20 protein-coding genes are annotated in these 21,789 nt (G+C 69.2%); 12 read left to right on the top strand and 8 right to left on the bottom strand.

Features of this window, described 5'->3' with window-relative positions; all coding sequences use genetic code 11:
* Window positions 1-38: 38 nt before the first annotated feature.
* The 6 genes from DMC61_RS02640 (at window position 39) to DMC61_RS02615 (ending at window position 8,176) form a co-directional block, all read left to right on the top strand.
* Window positions 39-1,163, top strand: coding sequence for a hypothetical protein (locus DMC61_RS02640; protein WP_125686506.1), 1,125 nt, complete (start codon window positions 39-41; stop codon window positions 1,161-1,163).
* Window positions 1,164-1,307: 144 nt separating this feature from the next.
* A complete protein-coding gene (locus DMC61_RS02635; protein ID WP_125686504.1) occupies window positions 1,308-2,633 on the top strand; it encodes a flagellar basal body-associated protein FliL in 1,326 nt (441 codons plus the stop codon).
* A gap of 3 nt (window positions 2,634-2,636) precedes the next feature.
* Window positions 2,637-3,980: a methyltransferase gene (locus tag DMC61_RS02630; RefSeq protein ID WP_125686502.1), complete on the top strand. Its 1,344-nt coding sequence runs from the start codon at window positions 2,637-2,639 to the stop codon at window positions 3,978-3,980.
* Window positions 3,977-5,878, top strand: a complete 1,902-nt coding sequence (locus tag DMC61_RS02625; RefSeq protein WP_125686500.1) for a glycosyltransferase family 4 protein — start codon at window positions 3,977-3,979, stop codon at window positions 5,876-5,878. The genes DMC61_RS02630 and DMC61_RS02625 overlap by 4 nt, the downstream gene beginning before the upstream one ends.
* Window positions 5,871-6,410 (top strand): hypothetical protein, encoded by a 540-nt coding sequence (locus tag DMC61_RS02620; protein ID WP_233594678.1) that lies wholly within the window; start codon window positions 5,871-5,873, stop codon window positions 6,408-6,410. Before DMC61_RS02625 ends, DMC61_RS02620 begins: the two co-directional genes overlap by 8 nt.
* On the top strand, window positions 6,407-8,176 hold the full coding sequence (locus tag DMC61_RS02615) for a glycosyltransferase (protein WP_125686496.1): 1,770 nt from the start codon (window positions 6,407-6,409) through the stop codon (window positions 8,174-8,176). Before DMC61_RS02620 ends, DMC61_RS02615 begins: the two co-directional genes overlap by 4 nt.
* Before the next feature lie 348 nt (window positions 8,177-8,524).
* Here DMC61_RS02615 and DMC61_RS02610 read toward each other — a convergent pair whose 3' ends face one another.
* From DMC61_RS02610 to DMC61_RS02600, 3 genes are all read right to left on the bottom strand, one after another.
* Entirely contained in the window at window positions 8,525-9,247 is a 723-nt protein-coding gene (locus DMC61_RS02610) for a Crp/Fnr family transcriptional regulator (protein WP_125686494.1), read from the bottom strand.
* Window positions 9,248-9,791: 544 nt separating this feature from the next.
* A complete protein-coding gene (locus DMC61_RS02605; RefSeq protein WP_125686492.1) occupies window positions 9,792-10,460 on the bottom strand; it encodes a response regulator transcription factor in 669 nt (222 codons plus the stop codon).
* The gene (locus DMC61_RS02600; RefSeq protein ID WP_125686490.1) at window positions 10,457-11,581 is read right to left on the bottom strand and encodes a sensor histidine kinase; all 1,125 of its coding nucleotides are present in this window, start codon (window positions 11,579-11,581) and stop codon (window positions 10,457-10,459) included. Before DMC61_RS02600 ends, DMC61_RS02605 begins: the two co-directional genes overlap by 4 nt.
* Window positions 11,582-11,720: 139 nt before the next feature.
* Here DMC61_RS02600 and DMC61_RS02595 point away from each other — a divergent pair, with 139 nt between their 5' ends.
* Both DMC61_RS02595 and DMC61_RS02590 read left to right on the top strand, forming a co-directional pair.
* On the top strand, window positions 11,721-12,206 hold the full coding sequence (locus tag DMC61_RS02595; RefSeq protein ID WP_125686488.1) for a helix-turn-helix domain-containing protein: 486 nt from the start codon (window positions 11,721-11,723) through the stop codon (window positions 12,204-12,206).
* 2 nt (window positions 12,207-12,208) lie between these two features.
* Window positions 12,209-12,766: a PIN domain-containing protein gene (locus DMC61_RS02590; protein ID WP_125686486.1), complete on the top strand. Its 558-nt coding sequence runs from the start codon at window positions 12,209-12,211 to the stop codon at window positions 12,764-12,766.
* Here the strand turns inward: DMC61_RS02590 and DMC61_RS02585 are convergent.
* Together DMC61_RS02585 and DMC61_RS02580 are read right to left on the bottom strand one after the other, a co-directional pair.
* Window positions 12,740-13,597 (bottom strand): hypothetical protein, encoded by an 858-nt coding sequence (locus DMC61_RS02585; RefSeq protein WP_233594677.1) that lies wholly within the window; start codon window positions 13,595-13,597, stop codon window positions 12,740-12,742. The genes DMC61_RS02590 and DMC61_RS02585 overlap by 27 nt on opposite strands.
* 63 nt (window positions 13,598-13,660) lie before the next feature.
* A complete protein-coding gene (locus DMC61_RS02580; RefSeq protein WP_125686484.1) occupies window positions 13,661-14,494 on the bottom strand; it encodes a helix-turn-helix transcriptional regulator in 834 nt (277 codons plus the stop codon).
* A 108-nt stretch (window positions 14,495-14,602) separates the two neighbouring features.
* On the opposite strand from DMC61_RS02580, the gene DMC61_RS02575 reads away from it, so the two are divergent.
* The 3 genes from DMC61_RS02575 to DMC61_RS02565 are packed head-to-tail and all read left to right on the top strand — an operon-like array spanning window position 14,603 to window position 17,470.
* Window positions 14,603-16,033 carry an MFS transporter gene (locus tag DMC61_RS02575; protein ID WP_125686482.1) on the top strand — a complete coding sequence of 477 codons (1,431 nt, stop codon included), beginning with the start codon at window positions 14,603-14,605 and terminating at the stop codon, window positions 16,031-16,033.
* A gap of 53 nt (window positions 16,034-16,086) precedes the next feature.
* Window positions 16,087-16,605 carry an RNA polymerase sigma factor gene (locus DMC61_RS02570; protein ID WP_125686480.1) on the top strand — a complete coding sequence of 173 codons (519 nt, stop codon included), beginning with the start codon at window positions 16,087-16,089 and terminating at the stop codon, window positions 16,603-16,605.
* Window positions 16,598-17,470 carry a VOC family protein gene (locus tag DMC61_RS02565; RefSeq protein WP_125686478.1) on the top strand — a complete coding sequence of 291 codons (873 nt, stop codon included), beginning with the start codon at window positions 16,598-16,600 and terminating at the stop codon, window positions 17,468-17,470. The genes DMC61_RS02570 and DMC61_RS02565 overlap by 8 nt, the downstream gene beginning before the upstream one ends.
* 185 nt (window positions 17,471-17,655) lie before the next feature.
* Here DMC61_RS02565 and DMC61_RS02560 read toward each other — a convergent pair whose 3' ends face one another.
* Genes DMC61_RS02560 through DMC61_RS02550 form a run of 3 tightly spaced genes read right to left on the bottom strand, consistent with a single transcriptional unit; the run spans window position 17,656 to window position 21,065 of the window.
* Complete coding sequence (locus DMC61_RS02560; RefSeq protein ID WP_125686476.1) at window positions 17,656-19,419, bottom strand: gamma-glutamyltransferase family protein; 1,764 nt, start codon at window positions 19,417-19,419, stop codon at window positions 17,656-17,658.
* Window positions 19,420-19,451: 32 nt separating this feature from the next.
* Complete coding sequence (locus DMC61_RS02555; protein WP_233594696.1) at window positions 19,452-19,859, bottom strand: hypothetical protein; 408 nt, start codon at window positions 19,857-19,859, stop codon at window positions 19,452-19,454.
* Window positions 19,860-19,871: 12 nt separating this feature from the next.
* Window positions 19,872-21,065, bottom strand: a complete 1,194-nt coding sequence (locus tag DMC61_RS02550; protein WP_125686472.1) for an FAD-dependent monooxygenase — start codon at window positions 21,063-21,065, stop codon at window positions 19,872-19,874.
* 113 nt (window positions 21,066-21,178) lie between these two features.
* Between DMC61_RS02550 and DMC61_RS02545 the strand changes: the two genes are divergently transcribed.
* The gene (locus tag DMC61_RS02545; protein WP_125686470.1) at window positions 21,179-21,757 is read left to right on the top strand and encodes a TetR/AcrR family transcriptional regulator; all 579 of its coding nucleotides are present in this window, start codon (window positions 21,179-21,181) and stop codon (window positions 21,755-21,757) included.
* Window positions 21,758-21,789: the final 32 nt, after the last annotated feature.

The following is a 21,789-nucleotide window of genomic DNA, read 5'->3' as shown; positions in this document are numbered from 1 at the left end:
GCAAGACTGGCTGCCCACACCCGGCGGCAGGGGGCTAAATGAGCTGGCAAGACGAGCTTCGACAGCTGGACGTCGAGCTGGCCTCGGGTCGCATCGGGCACGCCGAGCACCGCAGGAAGCGCGACGAGCTTTTGGCGGAGGCCTCCGGCGGGACGATGCCGTCGCCGGTGCCCTCGCCGCTGCGGCGCCCTGGCGGGACGTGGCACAGCACCAACCCCGCCGCGCGCCCGGTCGAGCCGCCCGCGGTCACGGTCCAGCAGCCGTACCAGCAGACCCAGCCGGTGTACACGCCGCCGCCGGCTGTCGAGGAACCCGAGAAGAAGGCCGCCATCCCGCGGATCGCGGACCACAAGACCACCGCGCCTTCGCCCGCCGACATCAATCCGACGGTCTATCTGCGCGCCGAGCCGCCGCCGGTCAAAGGCAGGCCGTCGGCCCCCGTGCCGAACCGGCCGCTTCCGCCGCTGGCTCCTGAGCCCAGCCCGCGCCACTACGCGCCCACAGAGGACTACGCGGTCGTCGGGAAACGCAAGCCGACCTGGCTGTTCATCGGTGCCGGCGTGCTGGTCGTACTGGCGTTGATCATCGGCGGGACGCTGTGGCTGGGCTCGTCGCAGCCCTCGAACGTCGCCGAGCAGCCGAGCGTGGCCCAGCCACCGGCCGACCTCACTCCCTCAGGCCGGCCCGACAGTGCCCAGACTCCGCTGGAAGACCGGCTGCCCGCGCTGCCGGGGACACCGTCGAAGGACAACTCGACGATGTCGGTCGCGAAGGGCGTGGAGCTCAACTTCTACTCGAAGGCCGCAGGCGACTACCTCACGTCGAAGAATGTCGCGTCTGTCACCTACAAGGGGTCGAACGAGGGGACGAACAGCTACCTCGTCCTGGTGATCCCGGCCAACGACGCGAAGGACGCGGCCGCGATCGTGAAGTACTTCCGGGAGAACTCGATCAACGCCGGGCTGCGCGAGCAGCGCGTCGGCGATCGGCTCGCCCTCGTCGGCGCGAACAAGAACGGCCAGCTCAGCGGCATCGGGTACGTCTCCGGGACGATGGCCGTGACGACCTGGGTCTCGCAGCCGCTCGGCGGCGACCCGCAGGCGCTCGACACCCGTCTGGAGCAGACGCTGACCTCGTTGGACGCCGTTCTGCCGGCGGGCTGAGAAGCGCAGGTCGCAGGGAGATCACGATTCGACCCGCGAGGGCGCATCGACTCCGGGCAGTGCAGAATGTGCGAGGTCACCGCAGTGGTGGTATCGCGACGGCCGGGAGCATTCCTCCCGCCGGAAATTCGGATAAGGGGGCCGGTGGTGTCCTGGCAGGAAGAGCTGCGCAATCTGGACGAAGAGCTCGCATCTGGACGGCTCTCCGCGGACGATTACCGGCTCCGCCGTGACCAGGTGCTGTCGTCGGCCGTCGCATACGGCGACCCCGCCCAGCAACAGGTCCAGCAGCCCGGCCAGCAGCCGCAGCAGCCGTTCCAGCAGCAGCCGCCCGCTCCGCAACAGCAGCAGGCGCCGCAGCAGCAGCCCGGCCAGCCCAGCGCCGACTCGACGCAGATCATCGCGCCGGTGAACCAGCCGCAGGGCGGCGAGGGCGAGCGCACCCAGGTCGTGCCGAACTGGCAGCAACAGCAGGCGGATCCGAACCGCACCCAGGTCGTGCCGCCGGTGGCGTCGCCGCCGGGCGGTTTCCCTCAGCAGGGTCAGGCGTCCCCCGCCGGTGGCTTCCCCCAGCAGGGCCAGGCCTCGCCCGCGGGCGGCTTCCCGCAGCAGCACCAGGGCTACCAGCAGCAACAGCCGCCGCAGCAGCAGGGCTGGACCGACAACGACGCCAGCCCGCCGTGGGGTGGCTCGGATTTCCCGCCGATCTCGCCAGTCGGCAGCACGGAGTGGGTCAAGCAGGGTCCCGAGCTGTTCGAGGACAAGCCCAAGGGCAAGGGCGGCAAGATCGCGATCATCGCGATCGTCGCCGTCCTGGTCCTCGCCGGTCTGGGTGTCGGCGGCTACTTCGCCTTCTCCGGCGGCGGTGACACCCCACCGGACCCGACGGCCGCGCCGCAGTCGCCCCAGCCGCAGGCTCCCCCGCCGTCGTCGACCAAGCCGAAGACGCCCGAAGAGCTGCTGTTCGAGAAGATCCCGGAGCAGTCCGGTGAAGAGGACTCGAAGAGCGGCGCGATCCCCGCGGCCCAGCTCGCCGAGATCGCCGGGCTGGAGAAGGGCGAGGCGGACCTGGTCATCGCCGCCGGCGTGAAGCAGGTCGCGTACCGCGGCTCGCAGAAGCAGCCGGACGAGACCGGCCCGCAGCCTGCGAAGATCTCGATCACGGTCATCCCGCTGACCAGCCCCGGTGCCGCCGGCGACCTGGTCAAGCAGCTGCGTCAGTACCAGACGAGCAACGGGTTCGTGCAGATCACCGAGCCGCTGCCGGGCATGCCGCCGAAGCTGAACTTCCAGAAGAAGATCGACGGCGACAAGGGCACCTACCGCGGCACGTGGATCAGTGGCAACAACATCGTCCGCGTCGACATCCTGCAGAACCCGCTCGGCGGGGAAGAGGGCGAGAAGGCGTTGAGCGGCACGTACCAGCGTGCGGTGAAGAAGACGCTGGAAAACTACTCCGTCACCAGCTGAAAGATGACCTCGGAGACGGCACGGCTGCTCACCACCCTGCTCTCCCTGGCCGAGGACACCGGTTCCCTGTCCGACGAGCTGCACTTCGCCGGCTGGGACGCCGCCGAGCGTGTCCCGCTCGACCACGGCGCCGCGAACGTCCTCCGGGCGCTCGTGCTGCCGAAGGCGGCGAAGGTGCTGGAGGTCGGCGCCGGTTTCGGGGGTCTGACCAGGTATCTGGGTGAGGTCTCGGCGACGGTGCACGCCGTCGAGGCCGACCGGGTCCGCGCCGCCGCGGTGCGGTTCCGCACCCGTGACCTCGACACGGTCGAGGTGCACGACCGGCCGCCCTCCGCCGGTTACGACCTCGTCGTGATCCAGCAGCCGTACGCGACGCGGGGCTTGCTGGAGTCGGTTCGCGAGCGGTTGGCGCCGATGGGCGCCGTCGTGGTGCTGACGTCTTCCCGCGCTGTCACCGGGACGCTCGCAGCGGCGGGCCTCGAAGTCCAGCGTGAGTTGCTCTGCTCCCCCGGGCACGAGGTCGCCCGCGCGGTCCGGAGCGAGCGGATCGACACCGAACTGCCGCGGCTGTCCGCGGCGATCACCGGTGGTCCCGCGAACGGCCTCGCCCTGCTCTGCGGTCCCGGCGCCGCCGCGCTCTGGCCCGCGTTCCGGCTCGCGACCTACTTCAACACCGCCGAGCGCGCCGCGTTCGCGTGTACTCGTGCCGATGTCGTGCGCACCGGAGAAGGTGCCGAAGTCCGCCGTGTGCCGCTGGTGCCGTCGCCGCCGGTGGCCGGGATCTCGGTCGGACCGTGCACGGACAAGGTGTACGACGCCCCGACGATGGTCGAAGTCCTGCTCGACGAGCCCGAGCGGGTCGCGGAACTGCTCACCGGCTGGCGGGATCTCGTCCGCGCGGAGGCCGATCGCGGGGTCGAGGCCCTGTGGGATCTGCTGCCGCACAACGTCCTCGTCGACGGCCAGGTGCTGCGCCCGATCGACCTCGAATGGCGGCACGCGGGCGCCGGGGTGTCCGAAGTGATCGAGCGCGGGGTGCTGGTGCTGGCCGACAAGCTGACCGGCGCGGGCTGGTCCGCGGCGGCGGGCGACGGCTCGATGCGCGACCTGGCGGGCTGGCTCGGCGTGCTGATCGGCCTCCATCCCTCCTTTGTGGACGGTGCGCTGGAGCGCGAAGTGGCCTTCTCCACGATCGGCTCGTGCGGCACCGCGCACGGCACGGACGAAGTACGCGCGGCGATCGCCGGGATTTGGCGAACGCGCCTGGCGCGGACCGTCCACGAGTACGGTTCTACGAAGGTCGGCGCCGGTGTGGCGGCGAACGAAGACGAGGTAGCGAAGCGATGACGAGCCTGCATACCGCCGGCATTCTGACGCCGGACCGGCCGGTCGGGCACCTGTTCGAACTCCGGGGCTGGACGACCGGGATCAGCCGGATCGGCGAGATGTCCGTGACCATCGCGGACGTCGAGGCGAACCTGTTCCCCGAGCCGTGCCCAGGCGCACCCGAAGGCACCTTCGGCTGGCGAGCGGTCCCGGCCACCTTCGTGCCCGCGGGCGTCCAGGACGTCGTCGTCACCGGTCCGGACGAGCGCGTGCTGAACCAGGCGACCGTCCACGTCGGAACGCTGCCGGGTGAAGAACCGCTGTGGCTGGGCGAACTCGAAGCGCCGAAGCAGGGCAAGGTCTCCGAAGGGCACGTCGTCTACGTGACGGGCTGGGCCTTGCTGCAAGGGCGGGCACCCAACCTGATCGAGGTCATGGTCGAGGGCGGCGGCACAGTCAGCGCGCGCACCCGGCTGCCGCGCAAGGACGTGCCCAAGGAGTTCCCGGGATTCGACGATGCCGCTGTGAGCGGCTTCGAGGCCTGGGTGCCCATCGACCTCCCGTACGGCGAAGAGCGGACGCTGTCGCTTCGCGTCCGGTACCGCACCGAGGGCGTCGGCGAGTTCGTGTCGGCGAAGCGCACCTTCACGCTTCGCAACCCCGTCGCGGACCTGGACGACGCCGAACTCGCCGACGAGCTGGCGGGCGACACCGCCCGCGCGATGGCGCGGGTGAACATCCCGACCGACCCGAAGCACGTGCTGGTGTTCACGCACAGCCTCGGCGTCGGCGGCGGGCAGCTGTGGCTGCAGGAACTGCTGAGCCGGATGGTGACCGACCACGGCTGGCAGGTCAGCCTGGTCAGCGAAACCGACGGCCCGCTGCGTGCGGACTGCCACGAACTCGGCATCCCCGTGCACGTCACGACGCACTACCGGAACCAGACGGTTCCCGCGTATGAAGGACATGTCGCCGAGCTGGCGCGCTTCGCGAAGTGCTCCGGAGCGGGCGTCGCGCTCGTCAACACTCTCGGCGGCTTCGTCGGCGCTGACGCGGCGAAGCGTGCCGGGATGCCGACGGCGTGGGTCATCCACGAGAGCTTTTCGTTGCCCGCGTTCGCCTACCAGAACTGGGGCCCGGTGAAACCGCCCGCCGCGGTCTGGCAGCGCTGGGTAAGCACCCTCGCCGAGGTCGACAAGCTGCTGTTCGTCGCGGACGCCACGCGCGAGATGTTCCTGCCGTACAGCAAGCCGGAGCGCTGCCGCACCGTCCGCTACGGCACGCCGATGCACAAGTTCGGCGGCAGGACGCGGTCGGAGACGCGGCAGCAGGCGCGCAACATGCTCGGCTACTCGCCGGACGACATCGTGCTGGTGAACATCGGCATCGCGGAATCCCGCAAGGGGCAGGCGCCGCTGATCTCGGCGATGGAGCGGATCCACAAGATCCATCCCGAGGCGAAGCTGTCCATCGTCGGCCTGCACCCGTCGCCGTACGGGCTGGCGATGGAGGAGTCGGTCAAACGCGCGGGCCTGGAGAAATCCGTCAGCCTGGTGCCGATCCAGCCGGATCCGCTGCGCTGGCTGCAGGCCGCCGACATCTTCGTGAACAGCTCCGACATCGAGTCGCTGCCGCGCTCGATCCTCGAAGCCGTCTGCTGTGGCGTCCCGGTCGCGGCGACCGACGTGTTCGGCGCGCGGGAGATGATCGTCGACGGCGAGACGGGCTGGCTGTTCGAGACCAACGACGTCGACGCGCTGACCGCGGCGTTGCTGCGCGCGCTGGGCACGTCGGCCACGCGCCGCCGCGAGATGGCCAAGGCCGCGCACGAGAAGCTGCTGCCGTGGCTCGACCCGGCGGGCTACGCGCGCGAGTACTCCGAAATCCTGACCGAACTGAGTGGGGGCGTTCATGTCTGACACCGACATTCCCGGCCGTGTCCAGGCCGAGCTGACCCGGCTCCGGGCCGAGCGGCAGGTCTTCACCGCCGAGCAGGACCGGCTGAAGGCGAAGCTGGCCGAAACCGAGCACGAACTGCGCGAGGCCACCGCCGCCGCGCCGGACGAAGGCGAGTCCGCCGCCGTGAACCAGAGGCTCGCCTCGCAGCAGGAAGAGCTCGACGTCGCCAAGGCGCGTCTTCAGGCGCTGGAGGCCGAGGTCCTCCTCGCCCACCAGCAGCGTGACTCGCTGCGCGCGGAGCTGAAGACCTGCCGCGAGGAGCGGGACAAGCTGCGGCTCGCGCTGCTCGACGCCGAGCTCGTCGTGTCGGCCGGCGTCGTCGACTCGGACGTCCTGCCCGGCGGGGAACCGTCGGCCGACCGGCAGCGGCTGCTCAACGCCGAACGGCTCGCCGCCGAGATGGCCAGGGAACTCGACGCCACGCGCCGCACCGTCAGCTGGCGGGTCACCGCTCCGCTGCGTGTCGTGCGGAAGAAGATGGACCGGCCGTGACCGAACTCTGCTTCGTCTCCGCCGAGGGCGGTTCCGCCTTCATGGAGGAGCTCCTGGAGGTGGTCGCCGACGCCGTGCGCACGGCGGGCGGCAAGGCCAGGACCGCGATCGGCACCTATCCCGAGGCCGACGGCGACACGGTGTACGTCGTGGTCCCCCACGAGTACTTCGTGACCGTCCCGGACGCCGACTTCCCGACCGCGGCGCAATGCCGCCGCACCATCGGGTTCTGCGTGGAGCACCCCGGGACGGCGACCTTCGAGCGCAACGCCGAACTGCTGTCCATCCTGGGCGGCGCCGTCGACATCAACACCGATTCGACCGCCGAACTGCGGCGGCGCGGGATCACCGTCGAGCATTTCCAGCTCGGCTACAGCCCGCTGTGGGATCTGTGGGGCGGAGACCTCGACAGCCCGCGCGACCTCGACGTCACCTACCTCGGCACGGCCGAACGGCGCCGTTCGGTGCTGCTCGGCTCGTACGCGCGGGACCTCGCCGGCCTGCGGACGCGGCTGCTGACCCCGCCGCACGAGCCGATGACCGCCGCCCGCGTCGATTTCCTGCCGGGCAAGGCGAAGTTCGAGCACCTCGCGCGGTCGCGGTTCCTGCTGAACCTGCACCGTGAGCGGAAGCAGACCCTGGAGTGGGTGCGCACGCTCGAAGCGATGACCAACGGCTGCGTGGTGGTCAGCGAGACCTCCGTCGACGTCGAACCGCTGGTCCCCGGCGAGCATCTGGTCCTCGCGCGGCCGGAGGCGCTGGGCTCGGTCGTCGCCGCGCTCGCCGACGAGCCGGAACGGGAACGGCATCTGCGTTCGGCCGCCTACGGCTTCGTGAAGTCGCTGGACATGACGGCGTCCGCGCGGCGGCTGATCGAACTGGCGTCCTCGCTGGGTTCGGCGCCCGCCGCGGACATCGCCCCGGCGCGGGCGCTGGCGACGAGCCTGCGGAACCCGGAGGACGCGCTGGCGATCGACACCCCGTCGTTCGACGCGCGGTTCGCGGGTGACCGGTCCGCCGCCGGACCGGCCTCGGCACGCGGGACGGCGTTGTCGGCACGGATCGCGCAGCGCGCGGCCGGGGCCCGGCGGGTCGCCACGCGAAGCTGGGAGCCGGCGGCGGCTTCGATGGCGGGCACCGCCGACGTCGACGTGCTGATCGTGCGCCGCACCGGCGAGGTCGATCCGGACGATCTCGCGAACGACCTGCTCACGGGCAGCGTGACCCCGCGGAAGGTGCTGGTCGGCGAGGACGGCGTGCACCCGTGGCCGCGGCCGCGCCCGTACGACGTGCTGCTGCACGACACCCCGCTCGGCCGCGGGCTCACCCGGAATTCGCTGCTGGAGCGCTCGACGGCGTCGTGGCTGCTGGTGCTCGACGGCGGGATGCGGGCTTCGGAGTTCCTGCTGGAGCGGCTGCTGGCCGTTTCGGAGGATGCCGACGTCGTGCACTGCCCGGTCGCGGATCCGGTGGACGGCCTGGTCGGCGCCCTGCCGCCGGAGGAGCGGCGGCTGCGGACCCTGCCGTATCTGGGCAGCGGCTATCTGGTGCGGCGGTCGCTGGTCGACGAGTTCGGCGGGTGGAACACCGAGGTGCTGTTCGAAGGCCTGGAGGATCACCTGTTCTGGCGGCGGGTGGCCGCGGCGGCCCGGCCGACGACGCTGGTGCAGCAGGTGCTGCTGCGGCGGCTGCGGCCGGATCCGGATTCGCGGCCGATGGACCTCGATCCGCATCGGGTGTGGGCTGCCGTCGGAAGCGCTCTGTAGGTGCCCCGCGTGCAATGAAAGTGTCTTTCCTTGCAAATTTGGCAAGGAAAGACACTTTCATTGCACGGGTAGTGGGCGTGGCGTTGGTCCGAAAGTGTGAGTTGGGCCGTGTCGGTGAACGTCCTCCCCCGCTGATGCGCCTTATGGGCAGAGCATCTGACGAGTTCGGATGCCGGCGGGAAGGAGCAGCCATGGCCTGGGAAATCGCCCTGGTCGCCGCGCTGGCCGTCGTGTTCGTCATACGGCTCGCGCTTCAGCTGAGGCGCAGTTGACCTGATCTTGCGCACCCCGCGGCGCAGGGAGGAAATGGACGGGGCTTTCCTCGCGGATCACGCGGGAAGGCCCCGTTCACCCCATCGCGATCCGCGGTATCCGCAGCTGGGGGATCCGCCGCCGCGCGGACGGGACCGGAGTGAGCGGCGGGCCGTCCTCACGAAGGCGTTTCTTCAGGTGGATCGTCTTGTATCCGGTGCTCAAATACCCCTCGTTCTTGAGCTTCGCCATCTCGGCGTTGACCGAGGCGGGCGAAGCGCCGATCGCGGAGGCGATGTCCGCGTGGTTCAACCCGATGTCGATGACGACGCCGTTTTCACCGGGAACCCCGTAGAGCGCCTGCATCCTGGTCAGGAACGCGGTCAGCCTGCTCCGGACCTTGGCCGTCGCGAACCCCAGCGCGACGTTCCGCAGCCGCAGCCGCACGGCCAGGTGTGCGGTGATCAGGGCCATCACCTCGTGATCGTCGTCGAGAAAGCCCTGGAAGGCGTACCGCGGGATCTCCAGCGCGCGAACCGGTTTCGTGGCGATGTACGAGAGGTGGCTCGGCCGTCCGGCCAGGCAGTCCTCGACGCCGAGCACGTCACCGGCGCCGAACAGGTCCACGATCGTCGGCGGCGAGCCGCCCTGTGCCGCACGCAGCGCCTTCACGTAGCCGGACCGCGGGATCAGCACCGGCGGCGCCGGGTCACCCTGGTTGAGCAGCGTCGTGCCCGCCGCGTGATCCACGTGTTTGCCGAGGTCGAGCAGCCGACGGCGCTGCCGTTCGGTGACCGCGGCCAGGAAGTCCCCGCCCATCAGCCGACCACCGGAAGCGGATCGGATGTCTTTGCCGTCAATGGTGACTCCCAGTGAGAGAAAAAGGTGAATCGATTTCTTGCCCGGCCGGGTGAGAATCACGTCGGGTAGGTGAAAACCGCCTTGCCGTTCAGCCGGAGACTAATGCTCAGCGCCATTGCGACAAAGCAACACGGAGCGAGCGAAACCCGTCCAGGGAGCGATTTCGCGACGGAAAGTGACTGACGGCCCGGTCGACGGCCCGCGAAAAGATCACGCACCGTACTCGATCACGAGCGCGAAATCCGGCGCGATACCGCTGGATTCGTCAGGAAATCAGGGTTAGCCGTACAGCTGTCTGATTCCGGATCAGCGATCGGCATCCCACCGGAACCCTGGTGGAGATGAAAAAGAGGCGCGGATGGCATCGGTGCACGTGCAGATGCACGACCTAAGTCAGGTCCCGACCGGCAGCGACTTAACGGAGAGTCGAAGTCATGGCGCCCTCGACGACTCCCCGTCACCGCCGCAGGTTTTTCGGCAATCTCAGCTTTTTGGGGGAATCTCAATCCCGGCGCGGGCTCACGAGTCCCGATTCGTAGGCGAGCACCACCAGTTGCGCCCGGTCGCGCGCGCCGATCTTGGTCATGATGCGGCTGACGTGCGTGCGGGCGGTGGCCGTCGAGATCACCAGCTGCGCCGCGATCTCGTCGTTCGACATGCCGCCGGCGACCAGGCCGAGGACCTCGCGTTCGCGGTCGGTGATCTCGCGGACGGCGCTCACGTCGATGCGCCGGTTCTCCGGCCGGTCGACGAACTCCGCGATCAGCCGGCGGGTCACGGTCGGCGCCAGCAGCGCCTCGCCCGCGGCCACCACCTTCAGCGCCCGCAGCAGCTCCACCGGGTCGGTGTCCTTCAGCAGGAACCCGCTCGCGCCGGCGCGCAACGCCTCGTAGACATACTCGTCGACGTCGAAAGTGGTCAGGACCAGGACCTTCACCCCGGCCAGTTCGGGATTCGCGGTGATCCGCCGCGTCGCTTCGAGCCCGTCGACGCCGGGCATCCGGATGTCCATCACGACGATGTCCGGCCGATGCTCGACGGCGGCCGCGACCGCCTGCTCGCCGTCGCCCGCCTCGGCACAGACCTCGAAGCCGTCTTCGGTCTCCAGCAATACCCGGAAACCGGCGCGGACCAGCACCTGGTCGTCGGCGAGAACCACCCGGATCGTCATTCTTCCCCCTTGATGGGCAGGTCCACGCGAACCTGGAAACCGCCGTCCACCACGGACGTCGTGAGCGCGCCGCCCAGCGCGGCCGCCCGTTCGGACATCCCGCGCAGGCCGTGCCCGGGCGCGGGTTCGACGGCGCCACGGCCATCGTCGCGGACGAGCAGTGTCAGCGCACCGGTTTTCCGCTCGAACCTGACGTCGACACCCCGCGCCTGGTTCGCGTGGCGGACCACGTTGGTCAGCGATTCCTGCAGGATCCGGTACGCGGCGCCGTCGACCGGAGCGGGCAGCTCCCCCGGCTCGCCGTCGACGCGGACCTCCAGCCCGGCGGCGCGGGCGTGCTCGAACAGCTCGTCGGCCTGGGCGAGGCTCGGCGCGGGTGCCTTGTCCTCCCCGGAACGCAACACGGCCAACGTCGCGCGAAGGTCCTTCAGCGCCGAAGCGCTCGCTTCCTTGATGTTCAGCAACGCCTCTTTCGCCTGCTCAGGCCGCCTGTCGGCGACATGCGCGGCGACCCCGGCCTGCACGTTGATCATCGCGAGACTGTGCGCGACGACGTCGTGCACCTCGCGGGCGATGGTGAGCCGCTCCTGCTCGGCCATCCGGTGCCGGTGCTCGTCGGCCTGCTCGCGGCGGGCCCGCGCGGCGGCCATCCCGTTGCGCACCGCCGTCCCGACCCCGACGACCGCGATCACCCAGACCAGGCCCAGCCCGGCCCGCAAGTCGAAGCCGGCGAATCCGTGCCGGACGAACAACACGATCCCCGCCACCGCCAAGAGCGCTCCGCCGGTGCCGCCCGCGACGAGCGGCCCGCGGATCTTGGTGAGCAGGAAGAGCGCGATGGTCGGGAGCACGATCGCCGGCCCGCCCGGGTTGCCGGACATGTAGTAGCCGAGTGTCGACGCGGAGGTGAGCAGGAAGATCGTCATCGGGAAGCGGTGGACGATCAGCAGCGGCACCGCGGTGGCGACCAGCCAGAGCACCCCGGACGAGGTCAGCTGCGGCGCGTCCGGCTGCCAGCGCGAGGCGCCGCTCGTGGCGCCGAGGACGAACCCCAGCGGCAACACCACGCGCAAGACGCGGCCCACCCAGGGGCTCCACGGATACCGTTCCTTCAGCAACACAGGACGAAAGCTACCCGGGGCGGGGACGGGTCGCGTCCGTTGAAAAGCGGCTTCCGGGCTACGCCGCGTGCGGTAGCCGCCGACCAAGGATGCGTCTTTCGTTTTTTTCGATTAACGTGGTGGTACCCGAGGAGGCGCCATGACATCGACGATCGAACAGCACACCGTTCTCCCGCCATCCGCCACCGAACCGGACGCCCGCCGGGAGCTCCGGCGGCTCGACGAGTTCATGATCGCGACCTCGCCGGCGCATCAGGCGAAATTGGTGGGCCCGGACGGCAGCGAGGTGCCACTTCCTGGGCAGGTCTACGACGTGCTTCGGGACGTCGTGAAGGCGATGTCCCAGGGCTTCGCCATCAACATCGCGCCGCTGAACGCCGTCCTGACCACGCAGCAGGCGGCCGACATGCTCAACGTCTCCCGGCCGACGCTGGTCAAGCTTCTGGAATCCGGTGAGATCCCGTTCGAGAAACCGGGACGTCACCGGCGGGTCCTTCTCAGTGACTTGCTCGACTACCGGGCGCGTTCCCGTGCGGAACGGCAAGGAATTCTCGATGAGCTGACAGCTTCGGCGAGCCGGGACGGCAGCGATGACATCGTCGACGGGTTCGTCCAGACTCGCTAGCCGTGCCGTTTCCCGCCTTCCTCGATGCTTGCGTGCTCATTCCGATCCGGTTGACGGATCTGTTGCTGCGGCTGGCGGAGGCCGGCACCTATCGCGCTCTATGGTCGGGCGAGGTGCTCGACGAGGTCGAGCGGAATCTCGTCGGGCATTTCGGTCTGGAGCCGCAGCAGGCGAAGCGGCGGTTGACCGGAATGCGCTCAGCCTTCCCGGATTCCGAGGTCACCGGCTACGAGCCGCTGATTCCGACCATGACCAACCATCCGAAGGACAGGCACGTCCTAGCGGCCGCGGTCCGTGCGAACGCCGCCGTCATCGTGACAGCGAATCTCAAGGACTTTCCGGCCTCGGCCCTCGAACCCCACCAACTCGAGGCCGTGCATCCGGATGATTTCCTTCTCGATCAACTCGATCTGCATCCAGCGGCCACACTTCGCTGCCTGCGCGAACAGGTCTGCGCGCTCGAGCGGCCGCCGGAAACCTTGAGCGAATTCCTCGAAAGATTCGAGAGAACGGTTCCCGCCTTCAGCAAGGAATCACGTCGCCTGCTCGACCGCGGGTAGCCGCCGCAGGACCGAGACCATCATCAGCGCCCCGCCGGCCACCTGTACGGCCAGCACCGCCGCGCGATCGGCGGATCCCATGGTGAACGCGGCGAACAGGCCCCACGCCCCGGTGCCCGCCATCGTCCCGGCGCCCGTCCACACCAGCACCAGCCGCGGCCAGAACCGCCCTCGCGAAACGTTCGCCAGCGCCAGAGCCGCGAGGACGGCGAGCACCGCGATCACGATGTCCTGCCCTCGAGCGGCGACACCACCGGGACCGAACGCCCAGATCGTGTGGAAGGCCGCGCAGACGAGTGCGGTCACGATGCCGAGCACGCCCGCCGCACCGATGGTCCCCGGCTTCACGGTGCCGGTGACGACGAACCACCAGCGGTCGCGGGCGTAGAGCACGAACGCGGTCAGCAGCATGATCCCCTGCCAGGCGAAGCCGCCGTAGACGACGGCCCAGACCCAGTTCTCCAGCGGCAGATCGGCCGATTGCGTGGTCGTCAGGTCGGCGGCGATCACCGGGATGTCCAGCACGATCGGGGCGAGCAGTCCGGTGCCGATCCAGATCGGGAACAGCACGAGCGGCGCGGGGATCCGCCGACCCCAGGAGTAGGTGAACGCCAGCGCGAGGATCACCGCGACGACGTCCATGCCGCCGGTGACCAGATTCGCGAACACCATCAGGTCCGAGTCCACAAAGGACGGATCACGGAGGCCGAGGCTGCCTCCGGTCACCCAGGACGCCTTCAACGTCAGGTACGGGAGCGTGCCGAGGATCGCCGCGTAGCAGACGATCAGGCGAGCGCTGGAGATCTTGGGTGGAGCCATCGCTACGGTCATGCACTCAGCGTCGGCGTTCACGCCGCGGAAAGGCTCCCTCGCTAGCCTGGTCCGCCTCCCCCTTCAGAAGGAGCTGGGCAGCTTCGCCGCGGTCTCTTCGTCGGCCGGGGTGAGCGTCGCCAGGGAGATCTCGGAACGCCGCCCGAGGTACAGGTACGAGAACTCGAACCGCAACAGGCCGACGTCCGGGTGCAGGTATCGCTTGAGCACGATCCGTTCGGTGGAGACGTCGTGCTCCTTCCACATCCGTTCGAAGAGCTCGGACTCCTGCCGCAGGCGTTTGACCAGGTTCTTCCACGCCGGCTCGGCGATGTGCTCGGCCATCGCGGCGCGGAAGCCGGCGACCACCCGGGGCAGGTTGAGCTCCCAGTCCGGCAGCCTGCGGCGCCACTCGGGATTGGTCAGGCACTGGATCAGCGTGTTGCGCTCTTCGAACGGGATGTCGTCGAGGCCGCCCATCAGCCAGTCGTAAGCGCGGTTGTAGGCGAGGATGTCGCATCGCGCGTTGCGCACGCAGACCGGGAACGGCTCCAGCTTGTCCATCATCCGGTGAATGTTCTGGCTGAGGAGCTTGCAGTCCTTCTCCAGCGGCGGCTCGGGTGCGCCGGCGAGGGTGAAGAGGTGCGTGTGCTCGTGCGGGTCGAGCCGCAGGGTGCGGGAGATCGCGTCGAGCACCTGCTCGGAGGCGTTGATGTCGCGGCCCTGTTCGAGCCACGTGTACCAGGTGACCCCGACCCCGGCCAGCTGCGCGACCTCCTCGCGGCGCAGTCCGGGCGTGCGGCGCCTGCCGCTGATCGGCAGGCCGACCTGGTCCGGGGTGATGCGCTCGCGGCGGCTGCGCAGGAACGCGGCCAGCTCGTGCCGCCGCACCTCGGCCACTCGCGAATCGACGGTCATGGTCACCTCATCAGGTTCGCAAAGCTCGAAGCCGGTTACCAGGTAGTGGCGGTACCAGGATAAACACACTCCTGGTACCAGGGTCGCGATCGGCTGATCGTGGTACTCATGACTTCGACGCAAGTACCGGCGACGCCCGCGCGCGTCACCGCCGGCCCGGCCCTGACGTCGGCGGGCCTGGTCACCGTGCTGCTGGGGGCGGCACTTCCGCTCATCGACTTCTTCATCGTCAACATCGCCCTGCCCGCGATCGGTTCGGACCTCCGCACCTCGTCGGCCACCTTGGAACTGGTGGTCGCGGCCTACGGGATCGCCTACGCCGTCCTGCTCGTCGTCGGCGGACGGCTCGGTGACGCCTTCGGCCGCCGCAAGCTGTTCCTGATCGGGCTGGCCGCGTTCACGTTCACCTCCCTGCTCTGCGGGATCGCGCCGACGGCGTTGACGCTGGTGCCGGCACGGGCCGCGCAGGGGGCGGCCGCGGCGCTGATGCTGCCGCAGGTGCTGTCGATCATCCAGGCGACGACCACGGGCGAACGCCGCTCCAAGGCCCTGGGGCTCTACGGCGCCACAGCAGGGCTTTCGATGGTGCTGGGGCAGTTCCTCGGCGGCGCGCTGGTCGCCGCCGATCTCTGGGGTACCGGCTGGCGGCCGATCTTCCTGGTCAACGTGCCCGTCGGCGTCGTCGGTCTGGTGGTCGCGCGGCGGCTGATCCCGGAGAGCCGTTCGCGGAACCCGATCGGCATCGACCGTCCCGGCACCTTCTTCCTGGCGATCGCGCTGGTGTCGCTGCTGCTCCCGCTGGCGGAAGGACCGGTGCAGGGCTGGCCACTGTGGACGATCGCGTTGCTGATGGTGTTCCCGTTCGCCGCGGCCGGGTTCGTCCACGTCGAGCGGCGGATGGAACGCCGGGGCGGTGTCCCGCTGCTGCCGCCGTCGGTGATGCGGATGCCGAGTGTGCGCCAAGGCCTGCTGGTCGGGGTGCCGTTCTTCATCGGGTTCAGCGCGTTCATGTTCGTGTTCGCGGTGACGCTGCAGGACGGTCTGCACCTGGGGCCGTTCGGTTCCGGCCTGGTGACGGCGCCGCTTTCACTCGCGTTCTTCGCGATGTGCCTGGTCAGCAGCCGTCTGGTGACGCGGTTCGGCCAGCGGGTGGTGGCCGCCGGTCTTTCGGTGCAGCTGCTCGGGCTGCTTACACTGATCGGCACCGTGCTGCTGGAATGGCCGGATCTCGGAGTGCTCGATTTCGTGCCGGGGATGCTGCTGTGCGGTCTCGGCCAGGGACTGGCGATGACGACGGTGTTCCGGATCGTGTTGTCGAAGGTGCCGCCGGAGATCGCCGGGGTCGGCAGCGGGATGCTGACGACGTCGCAGCAGGCCGCGATGGCGCTGGGCGTGGCGACGCTGGGGACTTTGTTCGCGTCCGCCGGTGCCGGGCCGCTCGGGATGAAGGGCGCGTTCGCGCTGGTCATCGGCATTCAGGCGGTGCTGACGGTCGGTGTGATCACGGTGGCGCGGCGCCTACCGGATCCGCGGGCCTGAGAAAGTTCGATTTCACCCGTCGGAGTTGTGGCTCCCCGAGCGACGATGGGGATGTGACGGAACCACGGGTGCATCGGGACCCGGCCTTCGCGCTGCTGTCGCTGTACGAGACGGCGTTGCCGGAGGTCTACGGGTACCTGCTGTCCCGGTGCGGTGATCGCACCCTCGCTGAGGAGCTGACGTCGGAGACTTTCCTCGGCGCGGTGAGGTCCTGTCGCAAGGAACTCGCCCCGCCGGTGAGCACCGGGTGGCTGATCGGCGTCGCCCGGCACAAACTCGCCGATCACTGGCGGCGCAAGGAACGCGAGGAACGCGGGCTGCGGCTCGTCCACGAGGAGGAGTACACCGATCCGTGGGACGAACGGCTGGACGCGCTGCTGGCGCGCGAGGTGCTCGCGTCGCTCGGAGCGCATCATCAAGCCGCGTTGACGCTTCGCTACGTCGATGGCCTTCCGGTCCCGGAGGTCGCCGAGCATCTCGAGCGCACGGTGCACGCCACGGAGGCGTTGCTCGTGCGGGCCCGTGCCGCGTTCCGGCGTGCTTATCAGGAAAAGGAGGGTCGCGATGCCTGATCCGTTCGACGCGCTTCGCACGCCCTCGCAGCCTGTCGAGCCTGACCCGCTCTTCGCCGCCGAACTGCGCGACAACCTTCGTCGCGCCGTCCTGAACGGAGCCGAGATGACAGTCGATGCCGAAGTCCGCTCGTTGACGCCGTACCTCGTGGTGACGGATGCCCGCGCCGCGCTCGATTTCTATGTCGAGGTGTTCGGGGCGCGGCGGCGGTCCGATCCGATCGTGATGGAGGACGGCCGGGTCGGGCACGCGGAACTGGCCATCGGGGACAGCGTGCTGATGTTCGCCGAGGAGTTCCCCGAGCTGGGCATCGTCGTGGCGCCCTCCGGTGGCCCGCTGATCCGGGTCGAGGTCGCGGACGCGCACGCTTCGGCCGCGCGGGCCGTGGAGCTGGGCGGAGAGCTGCGACGTCCCGTCGCGGACGAGGGCCACGGGCTGAGCGGGGAAATCAAGGACCCGTACGGCCAGCGGTGGCTCGTCGCGCAAGCGGCGCCTCGACCCGCTTCCGCGGCTACGCCGATCCGGCACGGCGAAGCGGGCTACTTCACCTTCCAGGTCCCGGACGACGAACGCGCGAAGGCGTTCTACGGCGCCGTTCTGGGCTGGCAGTTCTCGCCCGGGACGGTCGAGGGCGGCTGGGGCGTCGAAGGCTCCGGCCTGCAGGGCGGGCTCTGGGGCGGCCCAGGACGGCAGGTGGGCTGGAAACTCATGTACGCCGTCGACGACCTCGCCGCCGCCCTCGACCGTGTCCGGGCCCAGGGCGGCCAGGCAGGCGAAACCGAACAGCAGCCCTACGGTTTGAGCGCCGAATGCGTGGACAACCAGGGCATCGAATTCTGGCTCTGGGAACAGCCGCGCTCTTAAGTCACCACCCCACCCCCCACCACTCCCAGGGGGGCGACCCCGAAGCCAGTCTATCGCCGATGGGGGCGGGGAGGCGGACGTGAGCCGGGTTGTCCACAGGCGGGAACCGTTGTGGACAACCGCTTGCCGTGAAGGCCTCCTTCCCTACCCTGAAAGTAGGGAAGGAGGCCTTCACGGCAAGAGAGTCAGCGGCCTGCGGCGTAGCCCTGCATACCGCGCGCGTTGGCGGCGGCGCGAAGCACGCCACCGGAACGAGAAACGGCCGAAAGCCGCCCGAGCGCCCAAGGACCGGCGTCGACGACGGCGTGCCCACGCTCGGCAAGAGCGTCCATTGTGGACTTACCAAGCCGCGACTCGACCACCATTTCCCGCGGCGTCCACGAACGCGGATAGAACGAGCTCGGGAACGCGGTGGTGTGCCACGCCGGCGAATCGATCGACTCCTGCAGGTTCAGCCCGCCGAGCGTGTGCGCCAGCCAGAAACACAGCTGCCACTGGTCCTGCTGGTCGCCACCCGGAGTGCCGAACGCGAGCACCGGCTCGCCGTCCCGCAGGCCCATCGACGGCGAAAGCGTGATCCGCGGCCGTTTGCGCGGCGCGAGCGAGTTCGGCAAACCCTGCTCCAGCCAGAACATCTGCCCCCGCGAATCGAGGCAGAACCCGAGTTCCGGGATCGTCGGGCTCGACTGAAGCCAGCCACCCGACGGCGTCACCGAGATCATGTTCCCGGCCGCGTCGACGACGTCGATGTGCACGGTGTCGCCGCGGGTCTCGCCCAGCGGCCCGACCGTCGGCTCCCCCGTCGCACCGGAACCGGATTCCAGTCCGCGCAACCTTTCGAGGATCGCGGGCAGCTTCGGCGAGGGACCGCCGGGCCGGAGTTCGGCGGACGCCTCGTCGGTGATCAAGGCCCGGCGGGCATCCGCGTACTCGCGGGAGATCAGCAGGTCGATCGGCACCTCGGGCGAGTCGCCATACCAAGCCTCACGGTCCGCGAAAGCCAGCTTCGCCGCCTCGACGGCCAAGTGCACCGTGCGTTCGGTCGGGATTCCGTCCACATAGGACAGTTTGTCGCGCAGGCCGTCCAGCAGCCGCGCCTGCTGCAGCAGTGCCGGACCTTGTGTCCAGGCGCCCATCTTCACCAGGCCCCAGTCGCCGAAGTCGACCTGCAGCGCGTCCTCGTATGTCGCTTCCCAACCGGCGATGTCCTCGCCGGTGAGGAGACCGGCGTGATCGCGGCCGGAGTCGTCACGGAAAGCCTTGCGGCTGAACGCCTCGATCGCCTCGGCGACGAAGCCTTGTGACCACGCGCGGCGCCCGGCGTCGATCTGGGCCTCGCGGCCACTGACCGCCTCGGCCTCGGTGAGCAGCCGCTCCCACGTGTCCGCGAGCGCCGGATTGCGATGCAACCCCTCGGCGGGCTTGCCGTCCGGCAACCAGAGCGCCGCGGACGTCGGCCAATGCTCGGTGAAAAGTTCCTGGACCGCGCGGATCGTGTCACCGACCCGGCTGACCAGGGGAATTCCGTTACGGGCGTAGGAAATCGCGTAGCCGAGGACATCGCGCAACGACTTCGTGCCGTGATCCCGCAGGAGCAACAGCCAGCCGTCCCACGCGCCCGGGACGGTCGCGGGGAGCAGGCCGCTGCCGGGGATCAGGTCGAGCCCGAGGTCGGCGAAGTACTCCGGCGTCGCGGCCGCGGGCGAGACCCCCTGACCTGCGAGAGCACGCGGAGTCCGATCCGCGGCGGTGACGAAGATGCCGGGTACCTGACCCGCCGGGCCGCACAGATGCGGCTCGGCGACCTGCAGGACGAACCCGGCGGCCACCGCCGCGTCGAAGGCGTTGCCGCCGTTTTCGAGCACCGCCATGCCGGTGGCCGAGGCCAGCCAGTGCGTCGATGCCACCATGCCGTGGGTGCCGGCCAGTTCCGGCCTGGTCGTGAACACGACGGTGATACTACGCTTTGCTAACTACTTTTTCAGTCCCAGCAGCTGAAGAGCACCTCACCGAGGAAGTCGGGCCGCCAGTGCTGGACGTCGTAGTGGTTCTTCCAGCGCGGTGCCGTGATGTCGATCGGCGCCTCGAGCTCGGCCCGGGAGTACAACCGGTGCTCGGGAAGAAGCTCTCGCAGAACAGCCAGCAATCCCGGCTCGTCGACGAAGCTGATCGTTCCGAAGCCGATGTGCGTGTCCGCGATGCCGAAGATCTCCCGCCTTCCGCCCTCGTCCCAGTCCTGTGTCCACAACACCGCGACGGTTCGATGGTCATAGGCGATCTCGCCGGTTTGGAAGTTCCGTGCCACGTCACCCGGCACGAATCGGACGACCTGGCCACGCGTTCGCCGGGCGGCCTCGTAACAGACCTTACGGAACTCCTTCGCCTCCATCACCCACCGAAACTATCGCCGGGCGGCCACCGGAGCGTCATAGTTTTCCAGCGTCGCCGCGTTCGCCGCCCGCGACGTGATCCACGTGAACACCTTGGCCATCGGCCGCGAACCCAGGATCCGGTACAGGAAGTTCCGGTAACCGACCATGAACCGCGTCTTCGGCGCGAGGAAGGTGCCGATGCCCGCCGCCTGCTTCTGCGAGACCTTGACCGGACCACGCAGCTTCTCTTCGTAACGGGCGAAGGCGACTTCGTGGTCTCCGTGCGCGGCGGCGAGCTCCCCCGCCAGGACGTACGCGCCCATCATCGCGAGGCCGGTTCCCGAACCGCCCGGCCCCGCGCACCAGGCGGCGTCACCGAGCAGCACGACCCGGCCCCGCGACCACTTGTCGAGATGGATCTGGCTGAGCGAATCGAAGTACAGCGTGTCGGTATCGCGGAGGCTCTCCATCAGCGTCGGGACTTCCCAGCCGAAGTCGGCGTAGCGCTCGGCGAGGGCCTTCTTCTGCGCTTCGACGTCGCGTCGGTTGACCTCCAATTCCCCTGACGCGAAGACGAAACTGACGTTGAGCGCCGAGCGATCGCGGCCGCTGGCGACCATGACCGTCCGGCCGGGGACGCTGCAGATCTGGCCGAGGTGGTCCAGATCCAGGTGATTGGGCGCGTTGAAGCCCGCGGTGTGGAAGCCGAGATCGGTGCGGAACAGCTCTTCTTCGCCGAACGTCAGCCGCCGCACACCCGAGTGCAGCCCGTCCGCGCCGACGACCAGGTCGAATCTGCGCGGTTCTCCGTGGGCGAAGGTGACGTCGACACCGTCCGAGCGCTCGTCCAGCCCGGTGATCCAGTCGCCGAAGACGTACTCGACGTCGTCTTTCGTGTGGCCGTAGAGGATGCGCGTCAGATCTCCGCGCTCGATCTCGACTTCGCCGCTGAAGAAGACCGACGGCATCTGGGCGACCTTCTTGCCCCGCGGGTCGACGATGACCTGCGCGCCCATCGCGGTTTCCTTCGCGCGGATGTCCTCGAGGATCCCCATGCGCTTCAGCAGCGTCATCTGCTCGCCGCGGAAGTCGACCGCGCTGCCGCCTTCACGCAGGGCCGGGGCGCGTTCGACGACGGTCGGCGCGAAACCGCGCTTCCGCAGCCAGAAGGCGAGGGCCGGACCCGCGATGCCGGCGCCGGAGATCAGAACGGTGGTCGTCATGGCTTGCTCCCTGGGTTCGTGGTGATGAGAGCGACCGTACGGCAGATTTGCACGCTTGGTCAATCCACTTGGTTAAACCAACTGGATAAACCGCGTGGTCTAGAATCTCGGGCATGGGTAATCGCGAGGACCTGATGGCGGGCGCCATCCAGTGTTTGAAGGAAAAAGGCTGGTCACGCACGACCGTGCGGGACATCGCGACGGCCGCGGGAGTCAGCCACGCGGCGATCGGCTACCACTTCGGATCGCGCGAAGCCCTGCTGCTGACGGCGTTCTCGCAGGCGATGGACGACTGGGGCAGGGAGATCCAGATCGAGATGCGGGGCGCCGTCGACCCCGACGCGTCACCGTCCGAGCAGTACGCCGCTTCCTGGCGCGCGATGATCGACTCGTACGGGCGCAACCGGCAGCTGTGGATCGCCTCGATCGAGGCGTTCGTACAGTCCGAACATCACCCTGAGTTGCGCAAACAGCTCGCCGCCGCGCAGCGTGAAGGCCGCCGGGGGATGGCGGCGGGCATTCTCGGGATCGACGAGGACACCCTCACCGAGGCGGACGAACGCCGGGTCGGCGCGGTCGCCACGGCCCTGAACTCGGGCGTGATGCTGCAGCACATGCTCGACCCGGAGAACGGTCCGACGGCCGAGGAGGTCGTGGACGGGCTGATGAAGCTCGTCTCCCTAGTGTCATGAAAGGGTCGTTCAGGACGGGAAATGTCCTGAAC

Source organism: Amycolatopsis sp. WAC 04169 (genome assembly GCF_003947535.1).
Classification (GTDB): domain Bacteria; phylum Actinomycetota; class Actinomycetes; order Mycobacteriales; family Pseudonocardiaceae; genus Amycolatopsis; species Amycolatopsis keratiniphila.
Note: the sequence above shows the minus strand (reverse complement) of the source record. Positions and strands in the feature narration are given on the sequence as shown.

Excerpts from the sequence above, each read along its gene's own strand:
- DMC61_RS02580 (WP_125686484.1), bottom strand. The coding sequence starts at position 14,494 with ATGACCGTCGATTCGCGAGTGGCCGAGGTGCGGCGGCACGAGCTGGCC.
- DMC61_RS02640 (WP_125686506.1), top strand. The coding sequence starts at position 39 with ATGAGCTGGCAAGACGAGCTTCGACAGCTGGACGTCGAGCTGGCCTCG.
- DMC61_RS02545 (WP_125686470.1), top strand. The coding sequence starts at position 21,179 with ATGGGTAATCGCGAGGACCTGATGGCGGGCGCCATCCAGTGTTTGAAG.
- DMC61_RS02550 (WP_125686472.1), bottom strand. The coding sequence starts at position 21,065 with ATGACGACCACCGTTCTGATCTCCGGCGCCGGCATCGCGGGTCCGGCC.
- DMC61_RS02595 (WP_125686488.1), top strand. The coding sequence starts at position 11,721 with ATGACATCGACGATCGAACAGCACACCGTTCTCCCGCCATCCGCCACC.
- DMC61_RS02575 (WP_125686482.1), top strand. The coding sequence starts at position 14,603 with ATGACTTCGACGCAAGTACCGGCGACGCCCGCGCGCGTCACCGCCGGC.
- DMC61_RS02630 (WP_125686502.1), top strand. The coding sequence starts at position 2,637 with ATGACCTCGGAGACGGCACGGCTGCTCACCACCCTGCTCTCCCTGGCC.
- DMC61_RS02610 (WP_125686494.1), bottom strand. The coding sequence starts at position 9,247 with ATGGGCGGGGACTTCCTGGCCGCGGTCACCGAACGGCAGCGCCGTCGG.
- DMC61_RS02555 (WP_233594696.1), bottom strand. The coding sequence starts at position 19,859 with ATGGAGGCGAAGGAGTTCCGTAAGGTCTGTTACGAGGCCGCCCGGCGA.
- DMC61_RS02625 (WP_125686500.1), top strand. The coding sequence starts at position 3,977 with ATGACGAGCCTGCATACCGCCGGCATTCTGACGCCGGACCGGCCGGTC.
- DMC61_RS02605 (WP_125686492.1), bottom strand. The coding sequence starts at position 10,460 with ATGACGATCCGGGTGGTTCTCGCCGACGACCAGGTGCTGGTCCGCGCC.
- DMC61_RS02565 (WP_125686478.1), top strand. The coding sequence starts at position 16,598 with ATGCCTGATCCGTTCGACGCGCTTCGCACGCCCTCGCAGCCTGTCGAG.
- DMC61_RS02620 (WP_233594678.1), top strand. The coding sequence starts at position 5,871 with ATGTCTGACACCGACATTCCCGGCCGTGTCCAGGCCGAGCTGACCCGG.
- DMC61_RS02585 (WP_233594677.1), bottom strand. The coding sequence starts at position 13,597 with ATGACCGTAGCGATGGCTCCACCCAAGATCTCCAGCGCTCGCCTGATC.